This window comes from Vibrio sp. STUT-A11 (assembly GCF_026000435.1).
GTDB lineage: Bacteria > Pseudomonadota > Gammaproteobacteria > Enterobacterales > Vibrionaceae > Vibrio.
This window is the reverse complement of record NZ_AP026764.1, coordinates 259,896-286,712: the sequence shown is the minus strand read 5'-3', so window position 1 is coordinate 286,712 and position 26,817 is coordinate 259,896. Positions and strand designations below refer to the sequence as shown.

Sequence of the window (26,817 nt, the reverse complement as noted above, 5' to 3'; positions counted from 1 at the left end):
CTCTGCTCAAGCCAATGCTTTGCAGTGTAAATTCCAATGCAGACAAATCGCATCGCATTTTTTCTGCTTAATCCCTGGGACTGTCATCAACAGATTTGGGGCAGAATTTAACGCGGTCAAGGTTTGCTCAACGCCTAGGTGAGTGATGATTTTGTTCGCTTGCTCTAAGCCTATGCCTTTAATACTGGTGAAAAATGTCACCAATTGCGCTTGATTCATCGCACTATTAGGTTTTGTGGCTGTGGAATTAAGTAAGTGTTCACTTTTACTTTGCGCTTGTAAATCAAGGCTGTCTAAGCTTTCAATACCAGTATCAATCGCTTCAAGGCGAGACTGTTCACCCAGTTGCGATGCAGATGGCGCGATTAACTGATGAGCGAGTAAGCCTTGTCGATTCCAGACTTCACTTGGCCACTCTTCGCCAATTTCTTGGTATGTACGAGCAAGTGGATAAGCTGAGTCGTGTGGTGCGTATTCGCCAGTATCGGTAGAAATGCTGGTTTCACCAAAGCTTAGATGACGCAAAGTACGGAGCAAAGATGACTGAATTTTCCCTAATTCTTCCCAGTTGCGATGCGCAAAGTAAGGCTTTTTAAAGCGCTCTGGCGCGAATAACCACATCAGATATTGACCGATCCAGTCACGGATATAAGGGAAAGCAGCAAATGCGGTCGCACATTCTAAAATGGTGTAATCATCGTCCATGCTAACGGCGATATCACACGCCCAATACTCAGCATTGGCCGCTTTAGATGCCTTCACTGCAACGTCGAGCACTTTCTCTGGTACGGCTTGGTAATCCATGCTGCCGCCTTGGCTGGTATTGGTGAGCCATTCCCCTTCCGGTGGACGGCGCCAAAATGCGCACACAGGTTGGTGACCTACTAACATTACGCGAATATCGGCTTTCATTGGGACAAAGTCTTGAATATAAGCGGGGTAATATTGTTTTTTCGCAAACAGGCGTAGAGCCTCGGCTTCTGAGTCCACTTTATGCACAAAATAACCGCCATAATTGGAAGGACCATAGGAGCGCTTAACAATTTTTGGATAAGTGGTATGGCTTAAATAATCCAGCGCTTCATCAACTTGATAAAAGATTTCAGTGCGCGGGATCGGCAGGTCATGCTTATGACAAAAGTGAGTAACATTCTCTTTCGACTTATTACAAAACTGGCTGTCGAGTGATGGCACAAATTGCACTTCAGGCAGGGCGCGGCTGATCTCACGGAAGGTTTCATACGCGGTAGCTGGGATATTACCGATCAGGACGTCGATCTTTTTGCGTTTGATTTCTTCGATAAAGCGCTGCTTGTCATTTCCCCAATGATAAACAACTTGTTCAATTTTATCCGGCCAGCCTTTGAAGTTTGAGCGATCGAAAAAGCGTAATACATGATCGAGATAGAGTAAGCCAAGTGTAGGACGAGTGGAGCCGTGAGAGGTCATAATGAGATTTCTACCTGCTGAGTGTTAGAGTGATTTGAGTTTAAATGAATGAAGCTGGTGTCTAAGGTCGTGGTCTTAGACTGGCTTTGGGCCGGATTCACGTTGCGATCAATCAGATCGACGATGTAGTTGATTTTTGTATCATTGAAATTCAGGCCGAAGGCTTCTTGTTCTGGCGTCGCAAAAGCAGGAATACCATTGACTTCAATAACGACATAACGTTGTTTTTCAATGTCATAAATAATATCAACGCCAGCTATTTCGAGTCCGGTTACAAATGCAGCTTGTTGAGCGAGTTCAACCACTTCTGCAAGAGGTTCACGTAGGATCACATGACCACCGCTGGAAATATTGGTTTTCCAGCTACCAGCGGCTGCTTTACGGCCATAGCAGGCGACAAACTTACCATCCACAATATCAATGCGATAATCAGAAAAATCATTTGGAATGACACGTTCAAGATAAAACTGACTACTAGAGTGATTTTTTAAAAATGGCGCTAGCAGGTCAATATCGCGTGTGTGTTCAAGCTTGATGATGCCATTGCCACCCCAGCCATCAACGGGTTTACAAATGGCCTGGCCTTCCCACGCGATTAACTGATCACGAACTTGATCCAGGTTGTCGCGGTTACATACGATGTAATCTGTCGCGCTTACTCCCGCTTGCTTGAGTTTATGAGCGGTACGGAATTTGTCTTCCGTCAAGGCAAACGAGGTGTAGTTGTTGATCATCGGCATCATGCTGTCGATGGTTTGGTACAGGTAAACCTGGTAGGGGGTTTGTTCTCCCGCGTTGTAAGAAAAAAACAGCTCCAGCTCTGATAGATCCTTGCCTTGGCAGAAAACCGTCCCGTCTTTAGCGCTCGCTTCTGCAAGGTTCAAACCACAAACAGATTCGATCTCGCGCTCACGCAGTTGGTCCACCATTTTTTGTTGAATTTGGCTACCGCCGCTATTTTCATACATCCAAATGCCAACTTGCTTCCGTGTCATGCATAGCTCCGTTAATTGCTACTCCCCTCCTTATCAGAACCTGTAGCTCTCTAAATTTTGGGGCAGGATTGATGTTAATTGCTCGTTTGGGTTGTTTTGCTAATTAATGCCTTTGTCACAATAGGGCTATATGTTCACATCACTTTATTGAATATTTATTACACATAACTCGAAAGTTGTAGGCTCTGGATAAGCTATAACTTCTAGGCACATGGAAGGTCATTTACACATGTTTGATTTTGGTGATTTGAAGCAATTGGTAGAAATAAATTCCTGGACACATAACAAACCCGGAGTGGACCAAACTGGTCAACTTATGCAGCAGTGGTTGGGAGAATTGGGTTTTCGTTGTGAGCGCTATAAGCGTGAAAATATTGGTGATCACCTGTTATTTAGTACTAAAAGTAATGAAAGTTCGCCGAAGTTGTTGCTTTTGGGCCATTTGGATACCGTGTTTTCACCCGAGACATTCGAAGGTTTTAGTCAAGACCAATATTGGGTCTACGGCCCTGGTGTGTGCGATATGAAAGGTGGGAATTTTGTTGCTCTGCAAGCTCTGCGCAATGTATTTACCCAGCAAGGGGAGCTCTGCAATGTCGATTTTCTGCTCGTTAGTGATGAAGAGACTGGCAGTGATGACAGTCGAGAGTTGACCAAAGAGCTTGCGACTAATTATGCAGTTTGTATTGATTTTGAAGCTGCTGGTGAGAACCATGAAGTGGTGATTGGTCGTAAAGGCGTGGCGACTTACCATATTGATCTAAGCGGTAAAGCGGCTCATGCGGGTAATAACTATGCACTGGGATGCGACGCTAACCTTGCTGCAGCCAAAATGATGATTACGCTAAGCGAGTTAACCGATTTAGCCGCAGGTACTACGGTTAATGTCGGCAAAATGGAAGGCGGTATTGGCGCTAATACGATCTCGCCACAAGCCCACCTTACCGTAGAGGCTAGATTTACCTCGCTTGAAGAGCAACGACGTGTACTTGAAAGTATTGAAAGTATCGCTCAGCAGCCTCAGGTGGTTGGCGTGAAAACGGAACTCAGTGGTGGCCTGCAGCGCGATGTCATGGTTCCCACCGCTGCTCAAGCTGAGTTTCTGGCACAGATAGAAGTTGCACTGGGGTATTCGTTACTGACTGAACAGCGTGGTGGAGTGAGTGATGCTAATGTGGTGGCAGGAATGGGCGTTGCCACTTTAGACGGCTTTGGACCGTTTGGCGATGGTGATCATACTCACAATGAGCGCGCATTAAAAGCGAGCTTTACCCGCCGTATTGATGAAGTGACAAAAATCCTCACTCTTTATAGTGTGTGAGAATTAAATTTGATTTAAGAAGACTCATCTCGCCACAGTGTCACCGCTAGGGCGAGATTTTCGAAGCTCTGCTTTGCTCAGACAACCAACTGACGAGGTTGCCAACCATCGCATTTCCCTCGTGTCTTGGGTTGATCAGATGATAACCGTTGCCAGACGCTACGTAGTGGTCGAATGGTTGAATCAGGTGCTTTAACTTCAAGTCTTGTTCGGCCAGCGTTATGTCACCAATTGCCATGCCAAATCCTTGTTGAGCTGCGTTGACCGCCTGATCGAGCGTGGCAAACGTCTGGTTGCCTTTGCCCTGAATATTGCGATACCCACGTGAGGCCAGCCACATCGACCAGTCTGACTGCTCGGTATTGGCATGCAGCCAGGTACAGCGTTTGAGCACGTTTAGTTCATCAAATCCTTTTTCTGTGCTGGATGGCGCTAACTTGTCCCACAGCTGTGGCGCGCAGACCGGAGCCAGAAGCTCATCGAACAATAACACCTGTTCGATGGTTTTATTGCGGATAGGTTTACCGTAAGAAATAACTAAGTCAAAGCTATCGAAGTTAGGTATGGCCTGATGTTTGGTGGTAGAGGTCAGCTCTACATTCACATCGGGATATTCTTGCTGGAAATTGGCGATGTGAGCCAGCAGCCATGAAGTAATACAGCTAGGGGCGTTTAGTTTGATTCGGTTTGCACTGTCAACCACTTCCCGAATCGAAGTTTGTAAGCGCTGAATAATTTCTTCTGCGAGCGGAACAAACTTCGCACCCTCCGATGTGAGAGCGAGCCCTCGTGCTTGGCGATAAAACAGGGCAACACCCATCAGACTTTCCATCGACTGAATCTGGCGACTTATCGCGCCCTGGGTCATGTTAAGTGCCTCTGCCGCATGGGTGAAATTCAGGTGCTGTGCGACGGCCAAGAAGGCTTGCAGGTTTTTTGTCGAAGGGAGTCTGTTATGCATCTTGTCTATCCATGCTTTTTTTGCATGGCTAGTATGCCTTTATTTCGATTTAACCGGAAGCAGTTCTTGACTAATTTATTACCAATACAGAGATTAAATTTAGTTTAATCGGTAAAAACTGATTAAGTATTCAAACTGGGGTGATAAATATAATGTCATTAGCTGAGAAATTAGCGCCTGAGAGCATAAAAAAGTTAATACCATATCAGTCAGCAAGACGCATTGGTGGGGCAGGGCGATTATGGCTGAACGCCAACGAACTTGAAGATCCGTTACTGTACAAAGAACATCAGTCGCCACTGCATCGCTATCCGGATTTTCTTCCTCATGATATTGCTGCTGCTTATCAGGCTTACTGTTCAACGACACAGCCGACATTGGCGGTACGTGGTGCGGACGAAGCGATTGATTTGCTCATTCGTACTTTCTGCCAGCCAGGAAAAGACAGCATCGCAATATGCAGCCCGACTTATGCGATGTACGAGTTCTGTGCTGAATCATTAGCGATCGATGTTATCGACTGTCCTCTGGTTTTGCCGAACTTTGATCTCGATGTAAATAGCGTGGTCCAAGCTGCAGAGAAGGCAAACCTTGTGTTCCTCTGTTCACCCAACAATCCAACCGGTCAGCTACTCAGCTATGACAAGATTGTTGATGTGCTTGAGCAGACTCAGCAAAGCGCGATCGTGGTTGTCGATGAGGCTTACATTGAATTTGAACTAGACCAAAGCGTCGTTGAACTGATTGATCGTTATCCGAATCTTGTTGTGGTTCGCACGCTATCGAAAGCGTTTGGTTTGGCTGCCGTCAGATGTGGATTTATTATCGCTCAGCAATCGATAATGGACTTTGTTTACAAGCTGATTCCACCGTACCCAATGCCGGATAGCTCTGCAGAAATTGTTCTCCAGGCGTTGAGTGCAGAAGGGTTAGACAAGGTCACGGCACATACCCGTACTTTGATTGCATCTCGTCAACGTTTTATTGAACGTATTCAAGGCCTTGACTGGATTGAAAAGATTTACCCATCAGCGACCAACTTCGTACTGATTCGCACTAAACCGAATATCAATCTTTTTGAATACTTACGTGAGCAAGGCATTGTGACGCGTAATCAAACCCATGAGCCAAGCCTGCAAAACTGTGTTCGTATCACTGTCGGCTCTGAAAAGAGCATGCAGGAAGTGGCAGAAACGATTTGTAACTTGCAACTAAACCAATCAACTGACACCATCAATTGAAATAATAAGGACATTACACATGAAAAAAATGCTCAGCGCGTTAGCTTGCACCGCGGCACTACTCTCGACTCCTTTGATGGCAAAGGAAGTTCGTCTGGCTTCTGACTTTACGTACCCACCATTCAATTATAAAGATGCGAGTGGTACTCCGGTTGGTTTTGATATCGAAATCGCTGATGCTTTATGTGCAGAGGCCAAGCTTGAGTGTACCTGGGTTTCACAGGGATGGGACTCTCTGATCCCAAGCCTGCTTGCACGCAAATCAGATGTGATCATGGCTTCCATGCGCATTACTGATGATCGTAAAAAACGCGTGTCGTTTACCGACAAGTACTATCAAACTCCGGCTCGCTTTGTGGCTAAAGCAGACAGCAATATTGAGATCAGTGAAGCGGGTTTAAAAGACAAAGTGATTGGTGTTCAGAGCGGCACAATTCACGATCTCTACGTGACCGATAAGTTCGGCTCAGTGGCAACCATCAAGCGTTATTCTGGTCAGGATGAAGTGTATCTGGACATGGCAAACGGCCGTTTGGATGCGACTTTTGGCAACTCAGACCAACTTTCACTGGCGTTCTTAGACAAAGATATTGGTAAAGGTCATGAGTTTGTTGGTGAAGCCGTGACAGATAAAGCTTACATCGGTGAAGGTACCGCACTAGCACTGCGTAAAAACGATAAAGAATTAGCTGACAAGTTTAACCAAGCGATCAAGACCATTCGCGCAAATGGTACTTACGATAAGATTGCCGCGAAATATTTCTCCTTCGATATCTACGGTGAAGAGCTGTAATTATCACATTTGAATACGAGTTACGAACAAGGCCTACCTCGCTTAGCAAGGTAGGCCTTTTTGTACTCTCGATTTATTTATTACTTTTCTAACGCTGGTTTTGATAGCGCTTTTTGTTTTTCTGTTTGATTCGCTTGCTGTACATCTTCTTTAGAAGTTTCAGGTAGCACAATAGTCATGATAATGGCAGCAATACCACTGGTGGTCACTGGAGAGCCAAAGACGCTCTGCATGATTTTTGGCATACCTTCCAGAATTTCAGGAACGAGCATAACGCCAAAACCGATACCGAAGGAAACCGCCAGGATCATGAGATTACGTCGATCCAGCTCTTCATTCGAGATGATCTTGATACCTGCCGCTGCGACCGTACCAAACATCACTAAGGTTGCCCCGCCAATCACCGGTTTAGGGATGGTGGTTAAGATGGCTCCGATGAGTGGAAATAGTCCGAGAGCAACCAAAATAAGCGCGACAAAGTAACCAACGTAACGACTTGCAATGCCGGTAAGGTGAATCACACTGTTGTTCTGGCTGAACGTGGTATTCGGAAAAGTATTAAATACCGCAGCAATCAGCGAATTTACACCATCGCCAAGTATGCCGGCTTTAATGCGTTTAAGGTATTGTGGGCCAGATACGGGTTGCTTAGTAATAATACAGTTCGCGGTAATATCGCCTGCTGACTCGATCGCTGTGATGGCATAAATAACAGCGATTGGTACGAATGCAAACCAATCAAAATCAAACCCGTACTTGAATGGAACCGGAACGCTTACCAAAGGCTGGTTGAATGCACCTTCTAAGTTCACCATGCCCATGAAAGCCGCCAGAATGTAACCCAAAACCATCCCGATCAGGATCGATGATAAGCGCACCATCAGGTTTTTAGAGCGATTTAACACGATGATAGTGGTTAACACGACTGTGCCCAAAACGAGGTTGTTCCAAGAGCCGAAGTCAGGCGCGTTGAATCCACCCGCCAGGTCGGTCATACCGACTTTAATCAGAGAGATACCGATCGTTGTCACCACAATACCCGCCACAACTGGCGTGATGATGCGTTTAAGTTTGCTGATAAACTGAGAGAGGATGATTTCAATGAAGGCACCGACAAAACACACCCCGAAGATCATGGCCAGAATATCTTCAGGACCTCCGCCCTGAGATTTAACGATAAAGCCTGCCGCCAAGACAGAGCTCAGAAATGCGAAGCTTGTGCCTTGAACACAAACTAGTCCAGCACCAATAGGGCCGATACGGCGCGCCTGTATAAAGGTACCAATCCCTGACACGATTAACGCCATGCTAATCAGGTATGGGATATGCTCGCCCAACCCAAGCACACCACCGATGATGAGGGTTGGAGTAATGATTCCGACAAAACTTGCAAGTACATGCTGTAGCCCAGCGTAAAGTGCTGCGCCGGCTTTGGGCTTGTCTTCTAACCCATAGATGAGGTCGTGGGTTTCCTGTTGAGACATACTGACTTCCTTGTATTCATTATTGTGTACTATTTTATTGATACAATTGAGCAATCTTTGTGCCACAAACTTCCTGACTGGTTAGTCAAGTTATTCCAGTGGGTTAGGAGAAAACCTTGTTTAGTAGGCTGAGAATATTGTTTCGTGTTGGTGCAAATCTACTCAATTTAGTGCATGCACAACCCGTTTCGTTATTGCTCGTCGTGGGGAGTAATAATTTGAAATCGCAATAAAAAAGCCACCTGGATTTCAGGTGGCTTAATATTGTTAGCTGAACGATTAATTCAGCACTTCTTTTAAGCGTTGTCGTTCTTCATCGGTCATCTTGGTTTTATTCAAGAATGGCATGTCAGCACTTTCGACAGAGCGAACCAGAATGCGAGCTTTCCAGCGTTCAATATCTTGCCAGTTATCGAATATTGCGCCGCTTGGCGCAACCTTGAAGACATCATCCGTTGGTGTTGAGCTATGGCACTGGCTACAGCGGTCATCAATAATTTTTTTCGCAATCATCTGATTTTCAGTGAGTGATTGCTGACTTGTGACCACTTTATGATGTCCCTCTGTACTTGCCATTGTATCTTGTGTCGCTTTACCCGAGGTTGACTGCCAACTCACAACAACAGCCAGCACGAACATTGCACAAGCACCACTTAAGATGACGCTTGGTTGATTTTTACCAACATGCTTGAGGTTAAAGTAATGACGGATATACGCGCTGATGATCAGAACGAAAAAGCCAATCAGCCAGTTTAGCGGATGTTGATAGATCATTGGGTAGTGATTACTGATCATCAGAAATATCACTGGCAGAGTGAAGTAGTTGTTATGAATTGAGCGTCGTTTACCTTCTAACCCCGGAGCTGGGTCCACGGTTTCTCCAGCGATAACTTGCGCCACCATTTTACGTTGGCCAGGAATGATCTTGTGGAACACGTTATTGACCATAATCGAGCCGATCAGTGCGCCCATATGAATAAATGCGCCACGACCACTGAACAATTGGGTAAAGCCATAGAAAAACAGTGCACCAAACGCGAGTAATGCGACGCTAAACAGTGCTGTATTACGGCCTAACGGTGAGCGCATCAGACCTTCATAAACTACAACACCCAGCAGAATACCACCAACCCCAATACCAACGGCTTGTAGTGAGGTCAGTTCCATGACTCGTGGATCAATCAGATAAGCCTGTGCGTTGAAGTAATACATCCAAATCATCAACGCAGATCCAGTTAGCCATGTGGCGTACGCTTCCCATTTAAACCAGTGCAGTTTTTCCGGGATTTTCTCCGGACCCACCTGGTACTTAGCGACTTCGTAAAATCCGCCACCATGTACCGCCCATAAGTCGCCTTTGATGCCTTTGTCTTTTTTCCATTTTGGTGGTGTTTCCAGGTTGTTATCCAACCAAGTAAAGTAAAAGCTTGCTCCAATCCATGCGATGCCACAGATCACATGAAACCATTTGATAAACAGCGCCAGCCATTCATACAGTTGTGGCCACATCGTCATATTCCTTATTAACGTTTTACTCTTTGAAATTATGTCCTATTAATGTTGGATTGCGCTTTGCGAGGGGGCTTAGCCAAACTGCCTCACTGAAGCACAATCCTCTCTTATCAACTTCCCCGGTAACTCGAATAAGAGAATGGGGATAGCAGAAGAGGAATGTGATAGTTACCCTCGTCATAAACGTTGAAATTCACGTCAATGAGAGGAAAGAAAGCGCTACCAAATTGTGCGTTACAATAAGGTGCGACGAGAAAACGCAGCGTATATCCCTGCTTTTCCAGGGTTAATTTCGGGAACTTGGCGCGACCATCTTGATCCGTGGTACCTTCCGCGAGACAGGTTTGGTCATTAAGGCTAAATAGTTGAACTTGAATACCAGCAGCCGGTTTTCCGTTTGCGGTATCTAAAACGTGGCAACTGAGTTGTTTCATAACAAGGCTTCCATTCTGATGTTACTGATTTTTTGTTGTTCTATTGCTGCTTGATGTAGCTCTTCGTCCCGAGAGCGATTGATTCGGCCTTTGAGTAGGTTGAGCATCTCTTCAGCCGTTTTATTGGTGGCACACACAATAAAAATGAAGCCATATTTGTCGTGGTATTCCTGGTTGAGCGTAAGCAGTTCTTGCAACACATCGGTTGAAGCCTGCTTAACGTTCTTTTGCTCCTTTTCGCTGAGGTCTTTGCCCTGAGCGTATTTCTTTTTCAGGCTATTGAGATCACCAATCATCGGGTGACCTGCAAATGCTTCCAGCCAGTCGTCTTCTTTTAACTTGGTAAAGGCGATCTCTGCGCTGCGAAGCAAAGATTCTGCTGAGTCAAACGGCATGCGAATTTTCATTTCTTTCTGCCAACGTTTGCTGGTACAAATTCTCTCGAGCTGTTCGTTACTGAGGTTCAAGGCTTGGTTTACTGCACTCATTGATGGTTTTCCTTGATATTCTTGCGCACAATATTGGCTTGTCGCCACTGTTCTTCGTTGCGCTGTTTTTCATCTGGCTGCAGGTCAGTGGACGGCATGGGCGCTTGATGATGTTTGAAAAGATTCATCAATTGAGCCGAGACGGATACCGCGACTTCCATTGGTAGCTTTCCTGTGATGTCAGGGTGACCAATTGGGCAAGTGAGTTGGTCAAGCAAGTTGATATCAGTCAGTTGCTCTTTAAGGCGAAATCTGAAACGCTGGCTTTTACCTTGTGAGCCAATTAAGCCGACATAAGCGAAGCGCTGACTTTCGAGCGCATGCTGAGTCAGTTCAAAATCAAGCGCGTGGTCCTGCGTCATGATCAACACGAATGTGTTGTCTTTTAGGTTTTCAATCGCATCGACAGGGTTGGCATGTTGTTCTGTCTCGGTTCCCTTTTGCGCTAAAGGCGTCAACCACTCAGGGCGGCTATCGATAACTTTTACATGGCAAGCCAACCCACTGAGAATACTGGTCAGAGACTGACAAACATGTCCGGCACCAAATATCGCCACTTGCGGGGTTTGTGTATGGAAGAACTCGAACATCACCTGCACAGCGCCGCCGCAACACTGCCCAAGATCGGCCGACAAAGCGAAGCGTTCGATAATGGGTTCTGCGTGTTGCAGCGTCAGGTTCTCGCGCGCTTTGGCGATTACTTGGTACTCCAGGTTACCGCCGCCGAGCGTATCGAACTGGCCTTGCGCCGAGATAACCATCTTCGCGCCACTAGAACGCGGAACTGAGCCCACATAAGCCAGTACCGTTGCAATACAGTAAGCCTGACCTTGTTGTTCAAGTTGCTGACAAGCGGCTAGCCAGTTCATTCCCGGGTTAGACAGGTAAGAATCATTCTTCGACGACATAAGATGCCTCCTGCTTTGATTGCTCTGCAAGCCACTGCTGCTGATGTTCACAAGCGTTAAGAATTTCTTCGCCAGTCGCAGGTGCATGTAGTGCGGGAGTACATTGATGTTGACTGATGGAGCCAACCGCATCGTAGATTGCACACCAGACACTGTTTGCATGCATGAATGGTGGTTCACCGACGGCTTTAGAGCGGTAGATGCTGTATTCCGGATTGGCCTGTTGATACAGATCCGTGTGCATCTGTTTCGGGTAGTCGCCAATCGTTGGAATTTTGTAGTTCATCGGACTGTTACTTAGCAGATGACCATTGTCACCCCAGACTAATTCCTCGGTGGTTAACCAGCCCAAACCCTGAATGAACGCGCCTTCAATTTGCCCTTTATCGATTGCCGGGTTGAGGCTGTTACCCACATCATGAAGAATGTCGACTTTTTCAACGCGCATTTCGCCAGTGAGAGTGTCGATCGTGACTTCAGAGCAGGAGGCTCCCAGGGCAAAATAGAAGAACGGACGACCAGTGGCAGTGCTTCGGTCATAGCCAATTTTTGGCGTTTGGTAGAACCCGCTTGCAGAAAGTGAAATACGGTTCATGTACGCTAACTGAACTAACTCCGCCCAACTGACGGGTTGTTGGTATTTCGGTGAGGACTCGATACCGACAAGCTCACCGTTGACGATATCCGCTTCTTCGACTTGATAATGCTCGCAGGCGAAATCAAGCAAGCGTTGTTTAATTGCCATTGCCGCATTATGTGCCGCCATACCGTTAAGATCCGCACCTGAAGAAGCTGCTGTTGGCGAGGTATTTGGCACTTTATCCGTGCGGGTTGAGGTGACAAGAACCTTGTTAATATCAATGCCGAAAGACTGAGCGACGATCTGCTGAATTTTGGTATGCAGACCTTGGCCCATTTCTGTCCCGCCGTGAGATACCTGAAGTGTCCCATCGGTATAAACATGAATAAGCGCACCCGCCTGGTTAAGGTGTGTTGCCGTAAACGCAATCCCGAATTTGAGCGGGGTTAATGCCAGCCCTTTTTTCAGTACCGGATTGCTCTGGTTCCACTGATTGATTTCTTCTCGGCGGGCTCGGTAGCCACTTTGCTGTTCAAGCTGTCGCATGATGTCTAACATCGCATCATGCTGTTCGACTTCCATGCCATACGGTGTGGTTTGTGCGCCGTCGCGATACAGGTTTTTGTAACGAATATCGAGGGAGTCTTGTCCAACCTGAAGCGCTAAATCTTGCATCGCTTTTTCAATCGCGATCATGCCTTGAGGTCCGCCGAATCCACGAAATGCAGTATGGGAGACCATATCGGTTTTGAGCCTGTTGCCAACCACACATGCCTGGCCTAACGAGTACGCGTTATCGGCATGGAACATGGCGCGATCAACAATCGCATCTGACAGGTCAGGGGAATGGCCACACAAACCGTTCACTTCGATATTCGCGGCAATGATTTGGCCCTGAGCGTCTGCGGCAAGCTGGTAACGGTTGTAGAATGGGTGACGCTTACCTGTGGCCGTCATATCCATTGAACGAGGGAGGCGCATTTTTACGGCGTGTTTGGTGTGATGCGCGCCGAGTGCTGCCAGACATGCCCATTGAGCCGCCTGACTCTCTTTACCGCCAAAACCACCGCCCATGCGGCGCATATCCACCGTGACTCGGTTAAAGTCTATCGCTAATACTTCGGCAACTAACTTCTGCACTTCTGACGGGTTTTGGGTTGAAGTGCGCAAGAAGATGCCGCCATCTTCGGTTAATTCTGCCAGGCTTACCTGACCTTCCAGGTAAAAGTGTTCCTGACCGCCAACGTGGATGTCGCCGTGCACATAAATAGGGGCTTGTTCAAAGACTTGCGGCTCGACTTTTTTACCCATCTGGTGCGGAGGCAACAGAGGATTTTTTGATGTGGCTTTTGGATAAGTTAGGGTTAAGTCGTTGGCTTCGGAGTATTCAACTTTAGCCAGACTTGCGGCTTTCCATGCAAGCTCATGTGACGTCGCCAGAATCAGGGCAATAGGCTGCCCGAAGTACTTAACCTCGTTACCTATGGTCAGTAATGGGTCGCCTTTGAGGATCGTACCTATGTCTTTTTCGCCGGGAATTGACGTTTCAGTTAGTACTTTTACCACGCCTTCTGCGCGCTCAACGTCCGATAAGTCGATCTGAGTAATGAGACCTTTAGCGATGGTGCTGGTCACAACAGCGGCGTGCACACAACCAGCCGGAGCAGCGTAATCATCAACGAAACGCGCTTCACCGCTGACCTGTTTGTCGGCACTTTCGTGCTTGTAAGATTTCCCCACCACTTGTTGGGATTCAGGGAGTATGGTTTGTCCTGATTCAACCTGAGTTAACTTACGCATCTTGCACCAACCTTGTCTCAATGCTCTGAGACTCCAAATAAAAACGTTTAAGCAGGTTCTGGACCAGTTTGATTCGATAAGTATTGCTGCCTCGCACATCACTTAGTGGGTGAATGACCGTTGGGACCATTTCCTGCGCTCGCTGAATGACAGAAAGCGACAGTGGTTTACCAATAAATAAGGCTTCTAACTCGCTCAGGCGTACTGACTTGGCCGCAACACCGCCGGCAGAGATGATGCAGTTGGTAACGCATTGGTTGGGACCAAACGCCATATTCAGACCCAACGTCACCGTCGCGATATCATCTTCGTAGCGTTTGCTGACTTTATAGATGGCGTGACGCTCGTTGTTAGCCAGTTGCGGCAAGTGAATCGCGCTGATCCATTGGTTAGGCTGAAGCGCAGTCTGGCGGTATCCGGTAATGTACTCTTCTGGCGCCAGTAACACTTTGTCTTGGCCATTATCTAGCTCAATCAGACCATGTAGGCTGATTAGCAGCGGAGCGATGTCTCCAATTGGAGAGGCATGACCAAGGCTGCCGCCCAGCGTCGCTCTGTTACGAATTGTCAGGCTGCCTAAGCGTTCAATCACTTCGTCAGCCGTTGGGAAATGTTGTTTTACGAACTCATGTACCTGTGTCATAGGAACCGCCGCACCAATGCGCCAGCCTGCTGATGTTTCTGTGATCGTCAGTAAGTCATCGACGTGAGACAAGTCGATCAGTTGCGGCAAAGTCTTATATTGCTGAGTCACCTCAAGTGATAAATCCGTTCCGCCTGCGATCATTTTTGCCCCTGGCATATCCTTGATTGCCTGAGCGAGTTGCTGACGGTTTTGCGGGCGAGCATAGTCAGGCTCATTTTCTTCCGAGACGGAGGCCATCCATGTTTTGACTGCGGCTTCATGAACGTTAAGTGGATCATCGATATGGTTTGCAGCAATTGAGTTCGCTGCTTCAATAAGTGGACCATAGCCTGTGCAGCGGCACAGGTTGCCTGAAAGAAAGTGAGTTGGGTTTTGTGGCGTTTCTTCTTGCTTTGACAGCGCATAGAGCGACATGACAATCCCGGGTGTACAAAATCCACATTGAGAACCGTGATGATCAACCACGGTTTGCTGTACGGGATGAAGCTGATCGTTCTGCTTAAGGTGCTCTACGGTAATAATCTGCTTACCGTGCAGAGCGTGTATTGGTGTGATACAGGCATTGATTTGTCGATAACTCAGCTTATTTCCGTCATCGCTATCAACCACAACTACCGTACAAGCGCCACAGTCACCACTGGCACACCCTTCTTTAGAGCCTGTCATGTGTTTCTGTTCACGCAGGTAATTCAAAAGCATGGTATCTGCTTTTGCTGATGCCACTTTAACGACATCATTATTAATCATGAGCTCTAACATAACTTCCTCTGTTCATTATTATTAAAAACCTGTCCATGTGGTCAACTAAAGAGCCCCAAGTTGCTCGCGCCGTCTTGTCGAAAGCACAAGCCAAGGATGAATCTGTTATTCGTTTCGTCTCTGCATAACTAGCCTAGTTGTTGCTATTAGCCAGTTGTTATTAGGACTAAAGCAAAAACCTGACCAACTGGTCGTATTTTAAAAAATAACTTTCCACTTTTGGCTTGAAGGCTTATATATCAAGCATAATAGGCATGCTGGAAAACCCCAATATTTCGACGGCAACTGTTGGCTTGACTGGATTGTGTACAATTTTGGTGCTAAATCTCGTACATATTGCACTGAATTGATGCAGATCAAGTTTGACTAAGCGATGGTGATTCCCGATATCAACGGCTCGCTCAGGTTAGCTGAAGGTTTTCAGGGTTGGCGCGTATCTTGTAACGTGTATCTTTTTTTAAGTGCTCGATGAGTCAGATGAATAACGGTATTTACGATGCTCCAGTGTCGTTGAGCATTTTAGTCAGCTAAGATGCAAAGCTATTTATTACACGATTGGTAGAGATAAAAAGTCGAGAGATAAGGAGTCAACTTGGTTGTAGAAGCAGGGCAAACGAAACGAGCTAATGTCGGTGAGATCAGACGACGTAATGAAGAGCTAATCTTACAAGCCGCGGCAGATGAGTTCGTCAAGCATGGCTACAAAGGCACCTCAGTTCAGGCCATTGCCGACAGAGTGAATTTACCTAAGGCGAACCTGCTGTACTACTTCAAGTCAAAAACAGGCATCTATAAGGCGTTATTGAAAGACATTCTTACGCTATGGAATGATGGTTTTTCTGAGCAAGCCGCCATGTTACCGCCTGAAGTCGTGCTGAGAAATTACATCGTCGGCAAGATGCAATACAGCCGTACACATCCCAAAGAATCGAAAATCTTCGCGCAAGAGATCATTCAAGGAGCGCCTATTATTGCCGATTCAATTCAGTTCCCAATGGTTAACTGGGCAGCAGGCAAAGCCACCATCATTCAAGCCTGGATTGATAAGGGGCTGATTCGTCCGGTTGAACCACTGCACTTGTTGTTTTTGATTTGGGGAGCTACCCAGTTTTACGCTGACTTTGATACTGAAATCAGGCTAATTAAAGGCGGGCCTTTGTCGACAGAAGAGTTTGAAAAAGCGCAGGAGTTTGTGGTTGATATGGTGTTGAGGGGGTTGAAAATAACGCATTAATACCCAAATAAGTCGTCGATCATTTTAGCGAGTTAACATCGCTGAGCGCTGCGTTCTAAGTTGATCACTTGCTTATCCGGATTGGCATAACCACGAATTAATGCGCTTTATTATCCAATAACCTTTGCATCAGGCAGCGGCAAGCGCGCGTTGAATTCGTGGCTTAACAACAAAGACCATTATCATGGCGATAACGTAACCAAGTGGATACGCTTTTATCAAAGTTTGAGCCCAGACTGATAGAAATTGGTTTGCTTCATAGAATGGCACCTTGGTCGACGTAGAAATAATGCTGAGCAAGGACTCAAGCGATAGCGCTATCAGCCCGCACAAAAGAAGCTTCCGGTATAGTGGATTCATACTTGGGAATTGCTCTTCAACCCATTTGGACAATTTCATGATAAGTAATCCGGCCACAGGCAAAATAATGATAAGGGAAAAGAGGAAAGCTTTTCCCCATTGCCATAGAAAATCATCTTGAATGCCATGATTCAGGTAAGTCATAAATAGTGAAAGGCTAGCGACGATACAGATAGGTGCTGGTAACGTGATAGCAAGCTTTTTTAATTTCATATCGCTGAACAGTTAATTAGTTGATATAATCAACCATACATAAAATAGTTGACAATATCAACCATATGGATAGTAAATCATTAGTAACACTAGTCGCTCATGTCACTCAGTTACTACGAATTCAGATAAGTAAGCAATTAGATGATTCCAATTTGCCACTGACGTTTTTTCAGAGTTTAGCGCTTCAGCACATTGGAGAGATGGCTCCTTGCTCCGCTAACGATATCGTGGTTGCCACAAAAAAAGACAAAGCGCAGGTTACTCGCTTGCTGAGTGAGCTTGGCAAACTCGGCTATATCGAACGTCACCAAAGTCAACAGGATAAACGCCTGTATATGTTAACGCTCACGGCTAGCGGACTAGAGGCTTACCACTCAATTCAATCCATTCGAATTCTGGCGGCGCAGCAAATGGTATCTGGTATCGAAGACGAACAACTGGTTGTTGTGCAGCAGTTACTCACCCAGATGGAAGCTAATTTGGAAAGTGATTCTAGGGCAGTTTGATTTACTCTTATGCGTAATTAAACCTACGGCATGAAATTTTTTCATACAGAGCATTTGTTTTGATAAAATTATCAAACTGCAGATAATACGCTGCAGTCTTGCCTAACCTTGACCGATAACACATCAATAAAAAACGTAAAAACCGAAGAGGGCATTAAGCTCATGCTTTTATTTGAGCTAAAGCGAAATTTACCCGCGCAGTTTTCGGTTTAATCAAGGCATTCCAAACAACAAAACAAATGGTCTGCATATGATTGTAAGTAATGTTTCTGATGAGTTAATCAATGATAAAGCGAAGCAAGAGTGGCTTTCATACTGGCAACACTTTAGTTCTCTGAACGATAAATATTGTAGTGAGGTCAATTGCGTTGTTGAACATACGCATGGGGTGTTAGTGAAAGCCCAAAATGACGAACAGCAACTGTACGTGATTCCGTTGTGCAAGGCGCACAGTGAAAATTTAGACAGCCCGCTCGAAATCGCTGAGGGTACGGAAGTGATTCCTGCCGACCTGACTCTGTAATGATTTGGCAACACGCAGCAAGCTTGTAGTGACGTGTTGCCAACATTTTCCATTATCTCTTCTTATAAACGCGTTCTGGTCGGCCAACGCGGCCGTGTTGGATAACAGCATGGACAAAACCTTTCGCAGTGAGAAATTCAAGGTAGCGACGAGCGGTGGTCTTACTGATGCCCACCTCTTTACCTAGCGTGTCAGCGGTATAAAGTTCTACACTTTCATCAAAAGCCTCAGTGACTTTATCAAGCGTTAGTTCATCAATGCCTTTAGGTAATTGCTGAAGATGTGCAGTTTTCGATTGAAAGTTGAATAACTCATCAACATGGCGCTGGTTAATACTGTCATTGGAGTTTAATGAACTGGTGTATTTCAGATATCGCTCCAGTGAGTCGGCTAAACGGTCATACGATATCGGCTTTAATAGGTAGTCAAAAACACCACATCTCACCCCTTCGCGTACCGTTTCCATATCATTAGCAGCAGTGATAAAAACGACATCGGGCGAGCTTTTCGACGCCGTTATTTCCTTAAGTAAATCAATGCCTTTACCATCTGGAAGATAGTTATCCAACAGGACCAGTTTTGGCTTTAGTAATTGAATCATCTTTTTTGCTTCCGCCACACTTTTGGCAATGCCAATCGGTCGAAAACGTAGGGTTTGCTGCAAATAATACGAGTGAAACTCGGCGATGTTGCTTTCGTCTTCGACGATCAATACGTCATAGGTTTCCATCTTTTGTACTCATGTTAGGAATAAATAAAGAAAAAATTGTGCCGGCTGGTTCTGCATCATCGACCACAATCGTACCGCCAGCGCGAGTGACAAAGTGGTTAACAAGATAGAGACCGATACCGTGGCCTGGTTGTTCTTTGCTTGTGATTCCTTTTTCAAATAGGGATTCTGCTATTTTGGGTGGAATTCCGGTGCCATTATCTGCCACTTCGACAATCAGCTCATTTTCACCATAATCCGAAAGCAAAATAGTGATTCGTTTATCGCTGTTTGGATTTTTAAGCGTGGCTTCGTACGCGTTATCGAGCAGATTGCCCATAATGGCGGCAAGTTCGTCTTCGGTAATTTGTGTCGGAGGATGGTTTAGCTGGCAAAACGGGTCAAACTCGAGGGTTAACCCCAATTCATGGGCGCGGGTGTATTTACCAAGCAACAGACCAGCAATCACTTTTGAGTTGAAGGTTCGCGAGATAAAATCAATCAGTTGTTGATGCGTTTCCGTTTCTTGACGAATGGCTTTTAGTGCTTGGTCATAGGCGCCAATTTGTATCAATCCGCTGATAGTGGAAAGTTTATTCGCGTATTCATGACTAAGTACACGCAAATTATCGGTTTGTTGACGAATCTTGTTAAGCTGATAGTTGAGAGTACTCTTGTCGTTGCGCGGTCGAAAACTGACCACCCAGCCAACATCATGATCGTTTTCCCAGATGCGAACTCGTGTTGCAACTAAGGTCTCGCCGTTACAGGTGATGACCTCATGTTGACGTTCTTGAATGTCTTGCTCACCATTCATTTTCACGCCGTAGAAAAATTCGCAGGGGGTAATAAATTCGTTGACCATACGTCCGCGAAGGTGGTCTAAATGGTGCGCAATACCAAGAATACGCAGGGCTTCTTGGTTGGCGGACAAAAAGCGCCCTTGTTTATCAACGGCAACAATACCTTCATATACCGCTTCCAGAACCGAATTTTGCACTCGAAGTGAGAGCGCGATTTCTTCGGGCTCCATGCCGTACATCTGTTTTTTAACGTGACGAGAAAAGGCCCACGCCCCCAAGGTTGAGCAGGCCAAAATGATGAGTAGTGCGAAGAAAAACGGATATGAGTAAAACAGTAACCAAGAACTGACGGTATCTAATAAATAACCAATCGACACCACGCCGATAATCTCTCCTTGTGGGGATACCACCGGAGATTTGCCCCGAATCGCAAAGCCAAGGCTACCTTTACGAATCGAGTAATAGTGTTCGCCTTGCTCTAATGCTCGTTCGTTATCACCGCCCTGCATCGGATAGCCGATTTTTTGATTATCCGGATGAGCAAGACGAATGCCTTGGTTATCGCCCACCACAATAAAGTCGGCATCGGAAATTTTCTGTAAGCGGGCGATTTGTTTAACTACTTCGGCGTCATTGTGCTCTGCAATAGCCGCGATTAGCTGTGGATCACTGGCAATTTCTCGTGCTTGAATCACCGCCCGTGTGCTGACCTGATGTGTCAGAGTTTCGGATAAAATGTAGTGAAAGTAGCCACCTATCAATAGTAACTGAATACTTACGACCACAAATAGCAGTGCCCAAACACGCTGGCGGAAAGTCATGTTTCTGCATAAATGGTGATGAAAGGCTTGATTTTGCATGTGATCGTCGTTGCAGTTTAAGAACAATGAATTTATAAAACGAAACGAGGAAGAGAACTGATCTCGATCTAGTGGAGTTCTCATTTGTCAGTCTCTTCCTACAATTTGTCTAACCGATCACATATTTGATCATCACACCCGCGGCTACCGCTGAGCCGATGACCCCGGCCACATTTGGACCCATGGCGTGCATTAACAAAAAGTTTTGCGTATTGGCTTCGAGGCCGACTTTGTTCGACACACGCGCTGCCATTGGTACGGCGGAAACGCCAGCCGACCCAATCAAAGGGTTAACTTGTTCGGAGGTAAAACGGTTAAGCAGTTTCGCCATGAGAATGCCCGCTGCGGTGCCGATACAAAATGCCACAATGCCCAAGGCCAAAATACCGATGGTTTCTGTTTGCAGGAACTTATCGGCCATCAGCTTTGAACCAACAGACAGTCCAAGGAAGATGGTCACAATGTTGATTAACGCGTTTTGCGCCGTATCAGACAAACGTTCGACCACGCCACACTGACGCATCAGGTTACCAAAGCAGAACATACCCAGTAGCGGTGTTGCCGAAGGCAGGAGCATAGCGATGAGTACAAGTAGCAAGAGTGGGAAACATACTTTCTCTAGCTTGCCTACTTTGCGCAGCTGCTGCATGGTAATTTGTCGCTCAGATGGCGTGGTGAGCGCGCGCATGATAGGCGGTTGAATCAGCGGGACCAACGCCATATAAGAGTAAGCAGCAACGGCAATCGCACCCAAAAGTTCAGGCGCTAGCAAACTGGACACGTAGATGGCGGTTGGGCCATCTGCACCGCCGATAATGCCAACTGCGGCCGCTTGCGCCACGCTAAAGTCCATCAGGCCAAAGCTGCTTAGGGCCAACGCGCCGAGAACGGTGGCGAAGATGCCAAACTGGGCTGCAGCACCAAGTAGCAACGTTTTAGGGTTGGCGAGTAGGGGACCAAAGTCAGTCATCGCGCCAACACCCATAAATATCACCAACGGACCAGCACCAGAGGCAATCGCTACGCTGTAAAATAGGTACAACATGCCATCAGAGTATTGATACTCTTCAGCCAGCAAATGGATATTAGTCAGCTGAGTGGGAGTGGCACTTGCTAGCGCTGCTTTGATTTCAGCCGCGGAATCCACACTCAGATTCAATGCCGATGCAAAGGCAGACATCACTTCCGGTTTGGCTGCATGCAGTGCGTTTTCCACCGCTGACATTGCCAGCCCGGCATCGGGAAGGTTGGCAAGAATACCGCCAAAACCGATCGGTACTAACAACAAAGGTTCAAACTGTTTGACGATCGCCAGATACAGCAGCAGTAAGCCGACAATGATCATAATGGCCTGGCCCACCTCAAGGTGAAACAAGCCAAAATCATTGACCAGCGCAAATACTTTTTCCATTGTAGCGATTCCTATTAAGCGATTTGCAGTAGTGGTGCACCGACATCAACGGCATCACCCTCGGAGACATCTATGCTGGCAATTTGACCGTTACGCGCTGCGCGTACTTCGGTTTCCATTTTCATTGCTTCAAGGATCAGCAGGACTTGACCTTCTTCGACGGTATCACCTGGCTTCGCGTGAATTTTCCAAATATTACCGGCTAGCGGTGCATTCATCGGCTCGGTATTAGCCGCCGGTGCTGGCACGGCCGTTGGCACAGATTGTGGGACTGGACTTGATGATACTTGGGTGATATCGCCCCCTTCATTGACTTCAACTACATACGATTGGTTGTTAACAGTAATGGTGTATGTGCTTGGTTGTTGGGGTTGTGTCATGTTGGTTTTCTCTGCTTTTTCGTGTGTGGATTGAGATACTGACGGTATTGGTTCAAATACATCTGGGTTGTCGCGGTTTTCGAGGAATTTCCAGCCTACCTGAGGGAAGAGGGCGACGGTCAATACGTCATCGATTAGGTCATCGGCAAGCGTGAGTTTTTTCTCTTGAGCCTGAGATTTTACGTCGCTGATCAGGGCATCGAGCTCTGGCGGCAGTTGGTCTGCTGGTCGGCAGGTTAGCGGCTGCTCACCGTCGAGTACGCGAGCTTGTAGATCAATATTGACTGGCGCAGGAGTGCGGCCGTATTCACCTTTTAAAACGCCTGCTGTTTCTTTGGTGATGGTTTTGTAACGCTCACCCATCAATACATTGATCACCGCTTGAGTGCCGACGATCTGCGAGGTTGGGGTGACCAGTGGAATAAAGCCAAGCTCTTCACGTACTTTTGGAATCTCAGTCAGCACTTGATCCAGTTTGTCTTGCGCATTCTGTTGTTTGAGCTGACTTTCCATATTGGTCAGCATGCCACCGGGCACTTGTGCAACGATGATGCGTGAATCCGAGCCTTTTAGCTGGCCTTCAAAGGCGGCGTATTTTTTACGTACTTCTCGGAAGTAAGCGGCGATAGACTCCAGTTTTTCAATATTAAGACCGGTATCAAATGGCGTGCCTTTTAGCGTTGCGACCAACGATTCGGTGGCTGGGTGTCCGTAGGTGCCGCTCATTGATGAGATAGCGGTATCAACGCGGTCAACCCCTGCTTCAATTGCTTTAATAATCGTCATATCTGCCAGGCCAGCAGTAGAGTGGCAATGTAGATGCAACGGCACATCGACTTGCTTTTTCAGGGTCGAAACCAGCTCTTCGGCTTGGTATGGCGTTAAAATACCCGCCATGTCTTTGAGAGCGATGGAATCGACGCCGATTTCGCTTAGTTGCTGAGCCACATCAACCCAAGTTTGTAGGTTATGCGCTGGGCTGGTGGTGTAGCACAGTGTGCCTTGGGCATGAGCGCTGTTATTTTTTACTGCAGAGATGGCTTGCTGCATATTGCGCGGGTCGTTCATGGCATCAAAGACACGGAATACGTCCATTCCGTTACTTACCGCGCGTTCGACGAATTTATCCACCACATCGTCAGCATAATGACGATATCCTAAAAGGTTTTGACCACGCAGTAGCATTTGTAGAGGCGTTTTAGGCATGGATTTTTTCAGTTCACGCAGGCGTACCCATGGGTCTTCACCAAGAAAGCGAATACAACTGTCAAAAGTAGCTCCCCCCCAACATTCCAGAGACCAATAACCAATCTCGTCAAGCTGCTGAGCGATAGGGAGCATGTCATTTAAGCGAAGACGAGTTGCGAATAACGATTGATGTGCGTCACGTAAGACAACATCAGTAATGCCGATTGTTTTTTTTGACTCAGACATGAGTATTCCTTCTACAGCGAGTTTTGTTGAATTCTTTTGTGGTGAATAGCCGCCGCCAGCACTGCAACTAACTGATTTTCATGTTGTGCAGAAGGTGGGGGGATAACACTTTTTGTTGCCGGTTTAGGTTCAGGCTCTGGGAACCAACGTGCGATCAAGTTGGACATGGCGGTGACGGCGAACACCAAAAAGACGAGAAAAATGAACACAAACCCCATGCCTAATGTCATCAGGTTGAGTCCTTCGGAAAATAGATTTGACTGCATAAGCGCTCCCAAAAATAAGTGGGGGAGCAAAGGTCACCCGTTTGCTCCCAATGAAACAAGATTGTGATTAACCGCCAAGTACGCCAAATACGACACTGGCAATAATCAGTACCAGACCGCCACCAAGACGTGAGGAGATTTGCGCATAAGAAAGCAAAGACATGCGGTTTGAAGCGGCAAGTACTTCTAGGTCACCAGAACCACCGCGGTTTGCCATACAAAGGCCAGCAGTAATGGATGATTCAATAGGGTAGAAGCCCATCACCCAGCCACCAATAGATGCACCAATAATGGCGCCCACAACGATAAGTGAAGCGATAACCAGATTCGTGAAGTTCAGCGCGTTGATGATTTCGCCAAGGTCGGTATACGCGATACCTACGCCGACCATCAGTACCCAAAGCAGCTGTTTGGAGAAGAATGAAGAGAGACGTTTAGCGCCTTCTTTGATCTCCTCAGAGCACAAGCCACAGGCATTAATGATGGCCACTAAAATCACCATGTAAGCAAAGGTGTGAATTTTCACATCCCCAAAGCCGGGCAAAATTTCTTTTGATAGTGCAGCAGCAAACGTATATACACAGGCTGCCAGCATGAGGCCAATTGCGATTTCACGCGGGGTGATTTTGGCTTCTTGTTGCTCGTCAACGCTGAAGTTAGACTTACGTAGTAACTCGCCATTACCTGTCAGTGATGGCATTCTTTCACCGATACCATTGAGTACCGCTGCTGCCACAATCGCGACGATGTTGGCTATGGTTAAAATCGCGATAGCGACTGAGTAGTACTGCTCTTTAGATCCACCTGTGACGGATTCATAGATCTCTGATAGAGGAATCGCGCCAGCACCGTTACCGCCACCCATGATAGGTAAAACATATAACATCATGATTTCTTTAACAGAAATTCCGAAAATCAAACCACCCAAAATCCCAAGAACTGAAGCGCCAGCTACGGCAGCTAAAATCGTTGGAATGTAGCCGACAAGGGATTTGAGCAAAAGTTTACGGTTTACGGCAAGGATCGAGCCCGTAATCAATACGGCAATAAACAAGTCGAGGAAGTCAGTACTTTTCATGACATCGGTGACTGTTGATATTTCTTTATCCGTTAATAAACCAGCATGAACAAACCAAGCGGCGACCAAAAAAATCATGACAGGCGCACCGCCGATATATTTGTTGAAGATTGGTAGACGATTCCCTAATTCACCAAATAAGGCTCCAACCACGAACATAAAACCAAAACCACCCACAATATTATCTGGGATAGTGTCAGTGACATGCGCGATCAAAATAACCATGAATAAGATGCTGTAGAGAGGTAATGGTAGGCCAAAAATTCTAACTTGCGATAACATCGCTAAGCCAGAGCTTTGCCCTTCATTTATAATTAGTGTTTTTTCGTTCATCTTAAATATTCCATTGTTGATGTTTCATTTATAACTTATTCATAATTCCTTCTCTTAACTGTGAGAGTGATCATTTAATGTTGTGGCTTAAAAATACACTTATGAATTTAAAGTTTTTAACTATTAATTTATTTTATATTTCAAATGGTTAGGTAATAAAAAACATTAAATTCATAAAGATTTTTTAGTCGCAAAAAATAGTCGACTTCGATCATCATTTTCTAACGTTTATTCGCTCACTATTTATGTGTCGAGATAAGGGGATGAATAAGATGTTAGACACTTATACATTAAGCAGGGTTAGTGCTAGAAATCTGAACAAGTGGGCTGATATAGCTGCGTTCTTGCAACGCTTTAATCTTGGTATCGACACGGATGTAGAGCGCTTTATTGTCGCGTATTCAGGCGAGGAGATTGTGGCCTGCGGCGGGATTGCCGGAAATATTCTCAAGTCAATTGCTATCGTTGATCAACTGCATGGTACTGGGTTTTCATTGAAACTCATGACCGAACTAACATCCATGGCTTATGAAATGGGAAGATATGAATTATTCCTATTTACTAAACCACAGAATGTTAAATTATTTCGTCAATCTGGTTTCTTTCCTATTGCAAAAGTAGATGGGAATTTAGTTCTTTTAGAAAATAGTCAGTATCGTTTAAGAAACTATTGTCGAAAATTAAATCGATTAAAAGTTGATGGTAATAAAGTTGGTGGAATAGTTATTAATGCGAATCCATTTACTTTAGGTCATCAATATTTAATTGAGCAAGCAGCAAAAGATTGTGATTGGTTACATTTAATTGTGGTTAAAGAAGAAGGAAGTGAATTTTCTTATCACGACAGGTTTGAAATGATTAAAAACGGCATTAGACATATTAAGAATATAACGGTGCACCCAGGTTCTAGTTATATTATTTCACGTGCAACATTTCCGACTTACTTTATTAAGTCCCAAGGCTTGATTAATTACTGTCATACCGCCATCGACTTGCAACTATTTCGTCATTTCATTGCGCCAGCTTTGGGCATTACCCGTCGTTACGTGGGTAGTGAGCCAGAGTGTGTGGTCACTAGCCATTACAACCAACAAATGAAACATTGGCTGACCACGGACGACTTGAAGTGGCCATCGGTTGAGGTGATTGAATTTGAACGTAAAACCGTCCATCACCAACCTATATCCGCTTCAACGGTACGTTCGCTACTTAAGCAAGGGCAGCTTAAACAGCTCGCTTCGCTGCTACCACAGACATCCATCGATTACATCCAGAGTCATCAGTTGTTTACAGCGGTGCGCTCGGGTGAGTTTGCGGCTGCTTAGCTGCCTAATAA

General features: G+C 46.0%; 24 protein-coding genes. 7 read left to right on the top strand and 17 right to left on the bottom strand.

Annotation, left to right across the window (positions count from 1 at the left end; all coding sequences use genetic code 11):
* Positions 1-6: 6 nt before the first annotated feature.
* A complete protein-coding gene (locus OO774_RS17005) occupies positions 7-1,449 on the bottom strand; it encodes a helix-hairpin-helix domain-containing protein (RefSeq protein ID WP_264907741.1) in 1,443 nt (480 codons plus the stop codon).
* The gene (locus tag OO774_RS17000; protein WP_264907740.1) at positions 1,446-2,444 is read right to left on the bottom strand and encodes an ATP-grasp domain-containing protein; all 999 of its coding nucleotides are present in this window, start codon (positions 2,442-2,444) and stop codon (positions 1,446-1,448) included. Before OO774_RS17000 ends, OO774_RS17005 begins: the two co-directional genes overlap by 4 nt.
* Positions 2,445-2,673: 229 nt before the next feature.
* Here OO774_RS17000 and OO774_RS16995 point away from each other — a divergent pair, with 229 nt between their 5' ends.
* A complete protein-coding gene (locus tag OO774_RS16995; RefSeq protein ID WP_264907738.1) occupies positions 2,674-3,765 on the top strand; it encodes a M20 family metallopeptidase in 1,092 nt (363 codons plus the stop codon).
* A gap of 46 nt (positions 3,766-3,811) precedes the next feature.
* On the opposite strand, the gene OO774_RS16990 is transcribed toward OO774_RS16995, so the two are convergent.
* The gene (locus tag OO774_RS16990) at positions 3,812-4,726 is read right to left on the bottom strand and encodes a LysR family transcriptional regulator (RefSeq protein WP_264907736.1); all 915 of its coding nucleotides are present in this window, start codon (positions 4,724-4,726) and stop codon (positions 3,812-3,814) included.
* Positions 4,727-4,875: 149 nt separating this feature from the next.
* Between OO774_RS16990 and hisC the strand changes: the two genes are divergently transcribed.
* Together hisC and OO774_RS16980 are read left to right on the top strand one after the other, a co-directional pair.
* Positions 4,876-5,967 carry a histidinol-phosphate transaminase gene (hisC, locus tag OO774_RS16985; protein WP_264908722.1) on the top strand — a complete coding sequence of 364 codons (1,092 nt, stop codon included), beginning with the start codon at positions 4,876-4,878 and terminating at the stop codon, positions 5,965-5,967.
* Positions 5,968-5,986: 19 nt separating this feature from the next.
* On the top strand, positions 5,987-6,760 hold the full coding sequence (locus OO774_RS16980) for an ABC transporter substrate-binding protein (protein ID WP_264907734.1): 774 nt from the start codon (positions 5,987-5,989) through the stop codon (positions 6,758-6,760).
* An 80-nt stretch (positions 6,761-6,840) separates the two neighbouring features.
* Here the strand turns inward: OO774_RS16980 and OO774_RS16975 are convergent, their stop codons facing one another.
* The 7 genes from OO774_RS16975 to xdhA form a co-directional block, all read right to left on the bottom strand.
* The gene (locus OO774_RS16975) at positions 6,841-8,244 is read right to left on the bottom strand and encodes a nucleobase:cation symporter-2 family protein (protein WP_264907732.1); all 1,404 of its coding nucleotides are present in this window, start codon (positions 8,242-8,244) and stop codon (positions 6,841-6,843) included.
* 279 nt (positions 8,245-8,523) lie between these two features.
* Entirely contained in the window at positions 8,524-9,753 is a 1,230-nt protein-coding gene (locus OO774_RS16970) for a urate hydroxylase PuuD (protein ID WP_264907730.1), read from the bottom strand.
* A gap of 113 nt (positions 9,754-9,866) precedes the next feature.
* Positions 9,867-10,190, bottom strand: coding sequence for a hydroxyisourate hydrolase (gene uraH, locus OO774_RS16965; protein WP_264907728.1), 324 nt, complete (start codon positions 10,188-10,190; stop codon positions 9,867-9,869).
* The gene (locus tag OO774_RS16960; protein WP_264907727.1) at positions 10,187-10,678 is read right to left on the bottom strand and encodes a 2-oxo-4-hydroxy-4-carboxy-5-ureidoimidazoline decarboxylase; all 492 of its coding nucleotides are present in this window, start codon (positions 10,676-10,678) and stop codon (positions 10,187-10,189) included. The genes uraH and OO774_RS16960 overlap by 4 nt, the downstream gene beginning before the upstream one ends.
* Positions 10,675-11,586, bottom strand: a complete 912-nt coding sequence (xdhC, locus tag OO774_RS16955; protein ID WP_264907725.1) for a xanthine dehydrogenase accessory protein XdhC — start codon at positions 11,584-11,586, stop codon at positions 10,675-10,677. The genes OO774_RS16960 and xdhC overlap by 4 nt, the downstream gene beginning before the upstream one ends.
* On the bottom strand, positions 11,570-13,966 hold the full coding sequence (gene xdhB / locus OO774_RS16950) for a xanthine dehydrogenase molybdopterin binding subunit (protein WP_264907724.1): 2,397 nt from the start codon (positions 13,964-13,966) through the stop codon (positions 11,570-11,572). The genes xdhC and xdhB overlap by 17 nt, the downstream gene beginning before the upstream one ends.
* Entirely contained in the window at positions 13,959-15,371 is a 1,413-nt protein-coding gene (xdhA, locus tag OO774_RS16945) for a xanthine dehydrogenase small subunit (RefSeq protein WP_264907722.1), read from the bottom strand. The genes xdhB and xdhA overlap by 8 nt, the downstream gene beginning before the upstream one ends.
* Positions 15,372-15,963: 592 nt before the next feature.
* On the opposite strand from xdhA, the gene OO774_RS16940 reads away from it, so the two are divergent.
* On the top strand, positions 15,964-16,605 hold the full coding sequence (locus OO774_RS16940) for a TetR/AcrR family transcriptional regulator (protein WP_264907720.1): 642 nt from the start codon (positions 15,964-15,966) through the stop codon (positions 16,603-16,605).
* 129 nt (positions 16,606-16,734) lie between these two features.
* On the opposite strand, the gene OO774_RS16935 is transcribed toward OO774_RS16940, so the two are convergent.
* Positions 16,735-17,178: a DUF2798 domain-containing protein gene (locus tag OO774_RS16935; RefSeq protein ID WP_264907719.1), complete on the bottom strand. Its 444-nt coding sequence runs from the start codon at positions 17,176-17,178 to the stop codon at positions 16,735-16,737.
* Between the two features lie 65 nt (positions 17,179-17,243).
* Between OO774_RS16935 and OO774_RS16930 the strand changes: the two genes are divergently transcribed.
* Positions 17,244-17,684 (top strand): MarR family transcriptional regulator, encoded by a 441-nt coding sequence (locus OO774_RS16930; RefSeq protein WP_264907717.1) that lies wholly within the window; start codon positions 17,244-17,246, stop codon positions 17,682-17,684.
* Positions 17,685-17,934: 250 nt separating this feature from the next.
* Positions 17,935-18,207 carry a hypothetical protein gene (locus OO774_RS16925; protein ID WP_264907715.1) on the top strand — a complete coding sequence of 91 codons (273 nt, stop codon included), beginning with the start codon at positions 17,935-17,937 and terminating at the stop codon, positions 18,205-18,207.
* A 52-nt stretch (positions 18,208-18,259) separates the two neighbouring features.
* Here OO774_RS16925 and OO774_RS16920 read toward each other — a convergent pair whose 3' ends face one another.
* The 6 genes from OO774_RS16920 to OO774_RS16895 form a co-directional block, all read right to left on the bottom strand.
* Positions 18,260-18,937 carry a response regulator gene (locus OO774_RS16920; protein WP_264907714.1) on the bottom strand — a complete coding sequence of 226 codons (678 nt, stop codon included), beginning with the start codon at positions 18,935-18,937 and terminating at the stop codon, positions 18,260-18,262.
* Complete coding sequence (locus OO774_RS16915) at positions 18,924-20,579, bottom strand: sensor histidine kinase (protein WP_264908720.1); 1,656 nt, start codon at positions 20,577-20,579, stop codon at positions 18,924-18,926. Before OO774_RS16915 ends, OO774_RS16920 begins: the two co-directional genes overlap by 14 nt.
* 109 nt (positions 20,580-20,688) lie before the next feature.
* Positions 20,689-21,990: a sodium ion-translocating decarboxylase subunit beta gene (locus tag OO774_RS16910; RefSeq protein WP_264907712.1), complete on the bottom strand. Its 1,302-nt coding sequence runs from the start codon at positions 21,988-21,990 to the stop codon at positions 20,689-20,691.
* Positions 21,991-22,004: 14 nt separating this feature from the next.
* Entirely contained in the window at positions 22,005-23,804 is a 1,800-nt protein-coding gene (oadA, locus tag OO774_RS16905) for a sodium-extruding oxaloacetate decarboxylase subunit alpha (RefSeq protein WP_264907711.1), read from the bottom strand.
* Between the two features lie 11 nt (positions 23,805-23,815).
* The gene (locus tag OO774_RS16900; RefSeq protein WP_264907709.1) at positions 23,816-24,070 is read right to left on the bottom strand and encodes an OadG family transporter subunit; all 255 of its coding nucleotides are present in this window, start codon (positions 24,068-24,070) and stop codon (positions 23,816-23,818) included.
* 67 nt (positions 24,071-24,137) lie between these two features.
* On the bottom strand, positions 24,138-25,481 hold the full coding sequence (locus OO774_RS16895) for a 2-hydroxycarboxylate transporter family protein (RefSeq protein ID WP_264907707.1): 1,344 nt from the start codon (positions 25,479-25,481) through the stop codon (positions 24,138-24,140).
* A 272-nt stretch (positions 25,482-25,753) separates the two neighbouring features.
* Between OO774_RS16895 and citC the strand changes: the two genes are divergently transcribed.
* Complete coding sequence (gene citC / locus OO774_RS16890; protein ID WP_264908718.1) at positions 25,754-26,806, top strand: [citrate (pro-3S)-lyase] ligase; 1,053 nt, start codon at positions 25,754-25,756, stop codon at positions 26,804-26,806.
* The last annotated feature ends 11 nt before the right edge of the window (positions 26,807-26,817 follow it).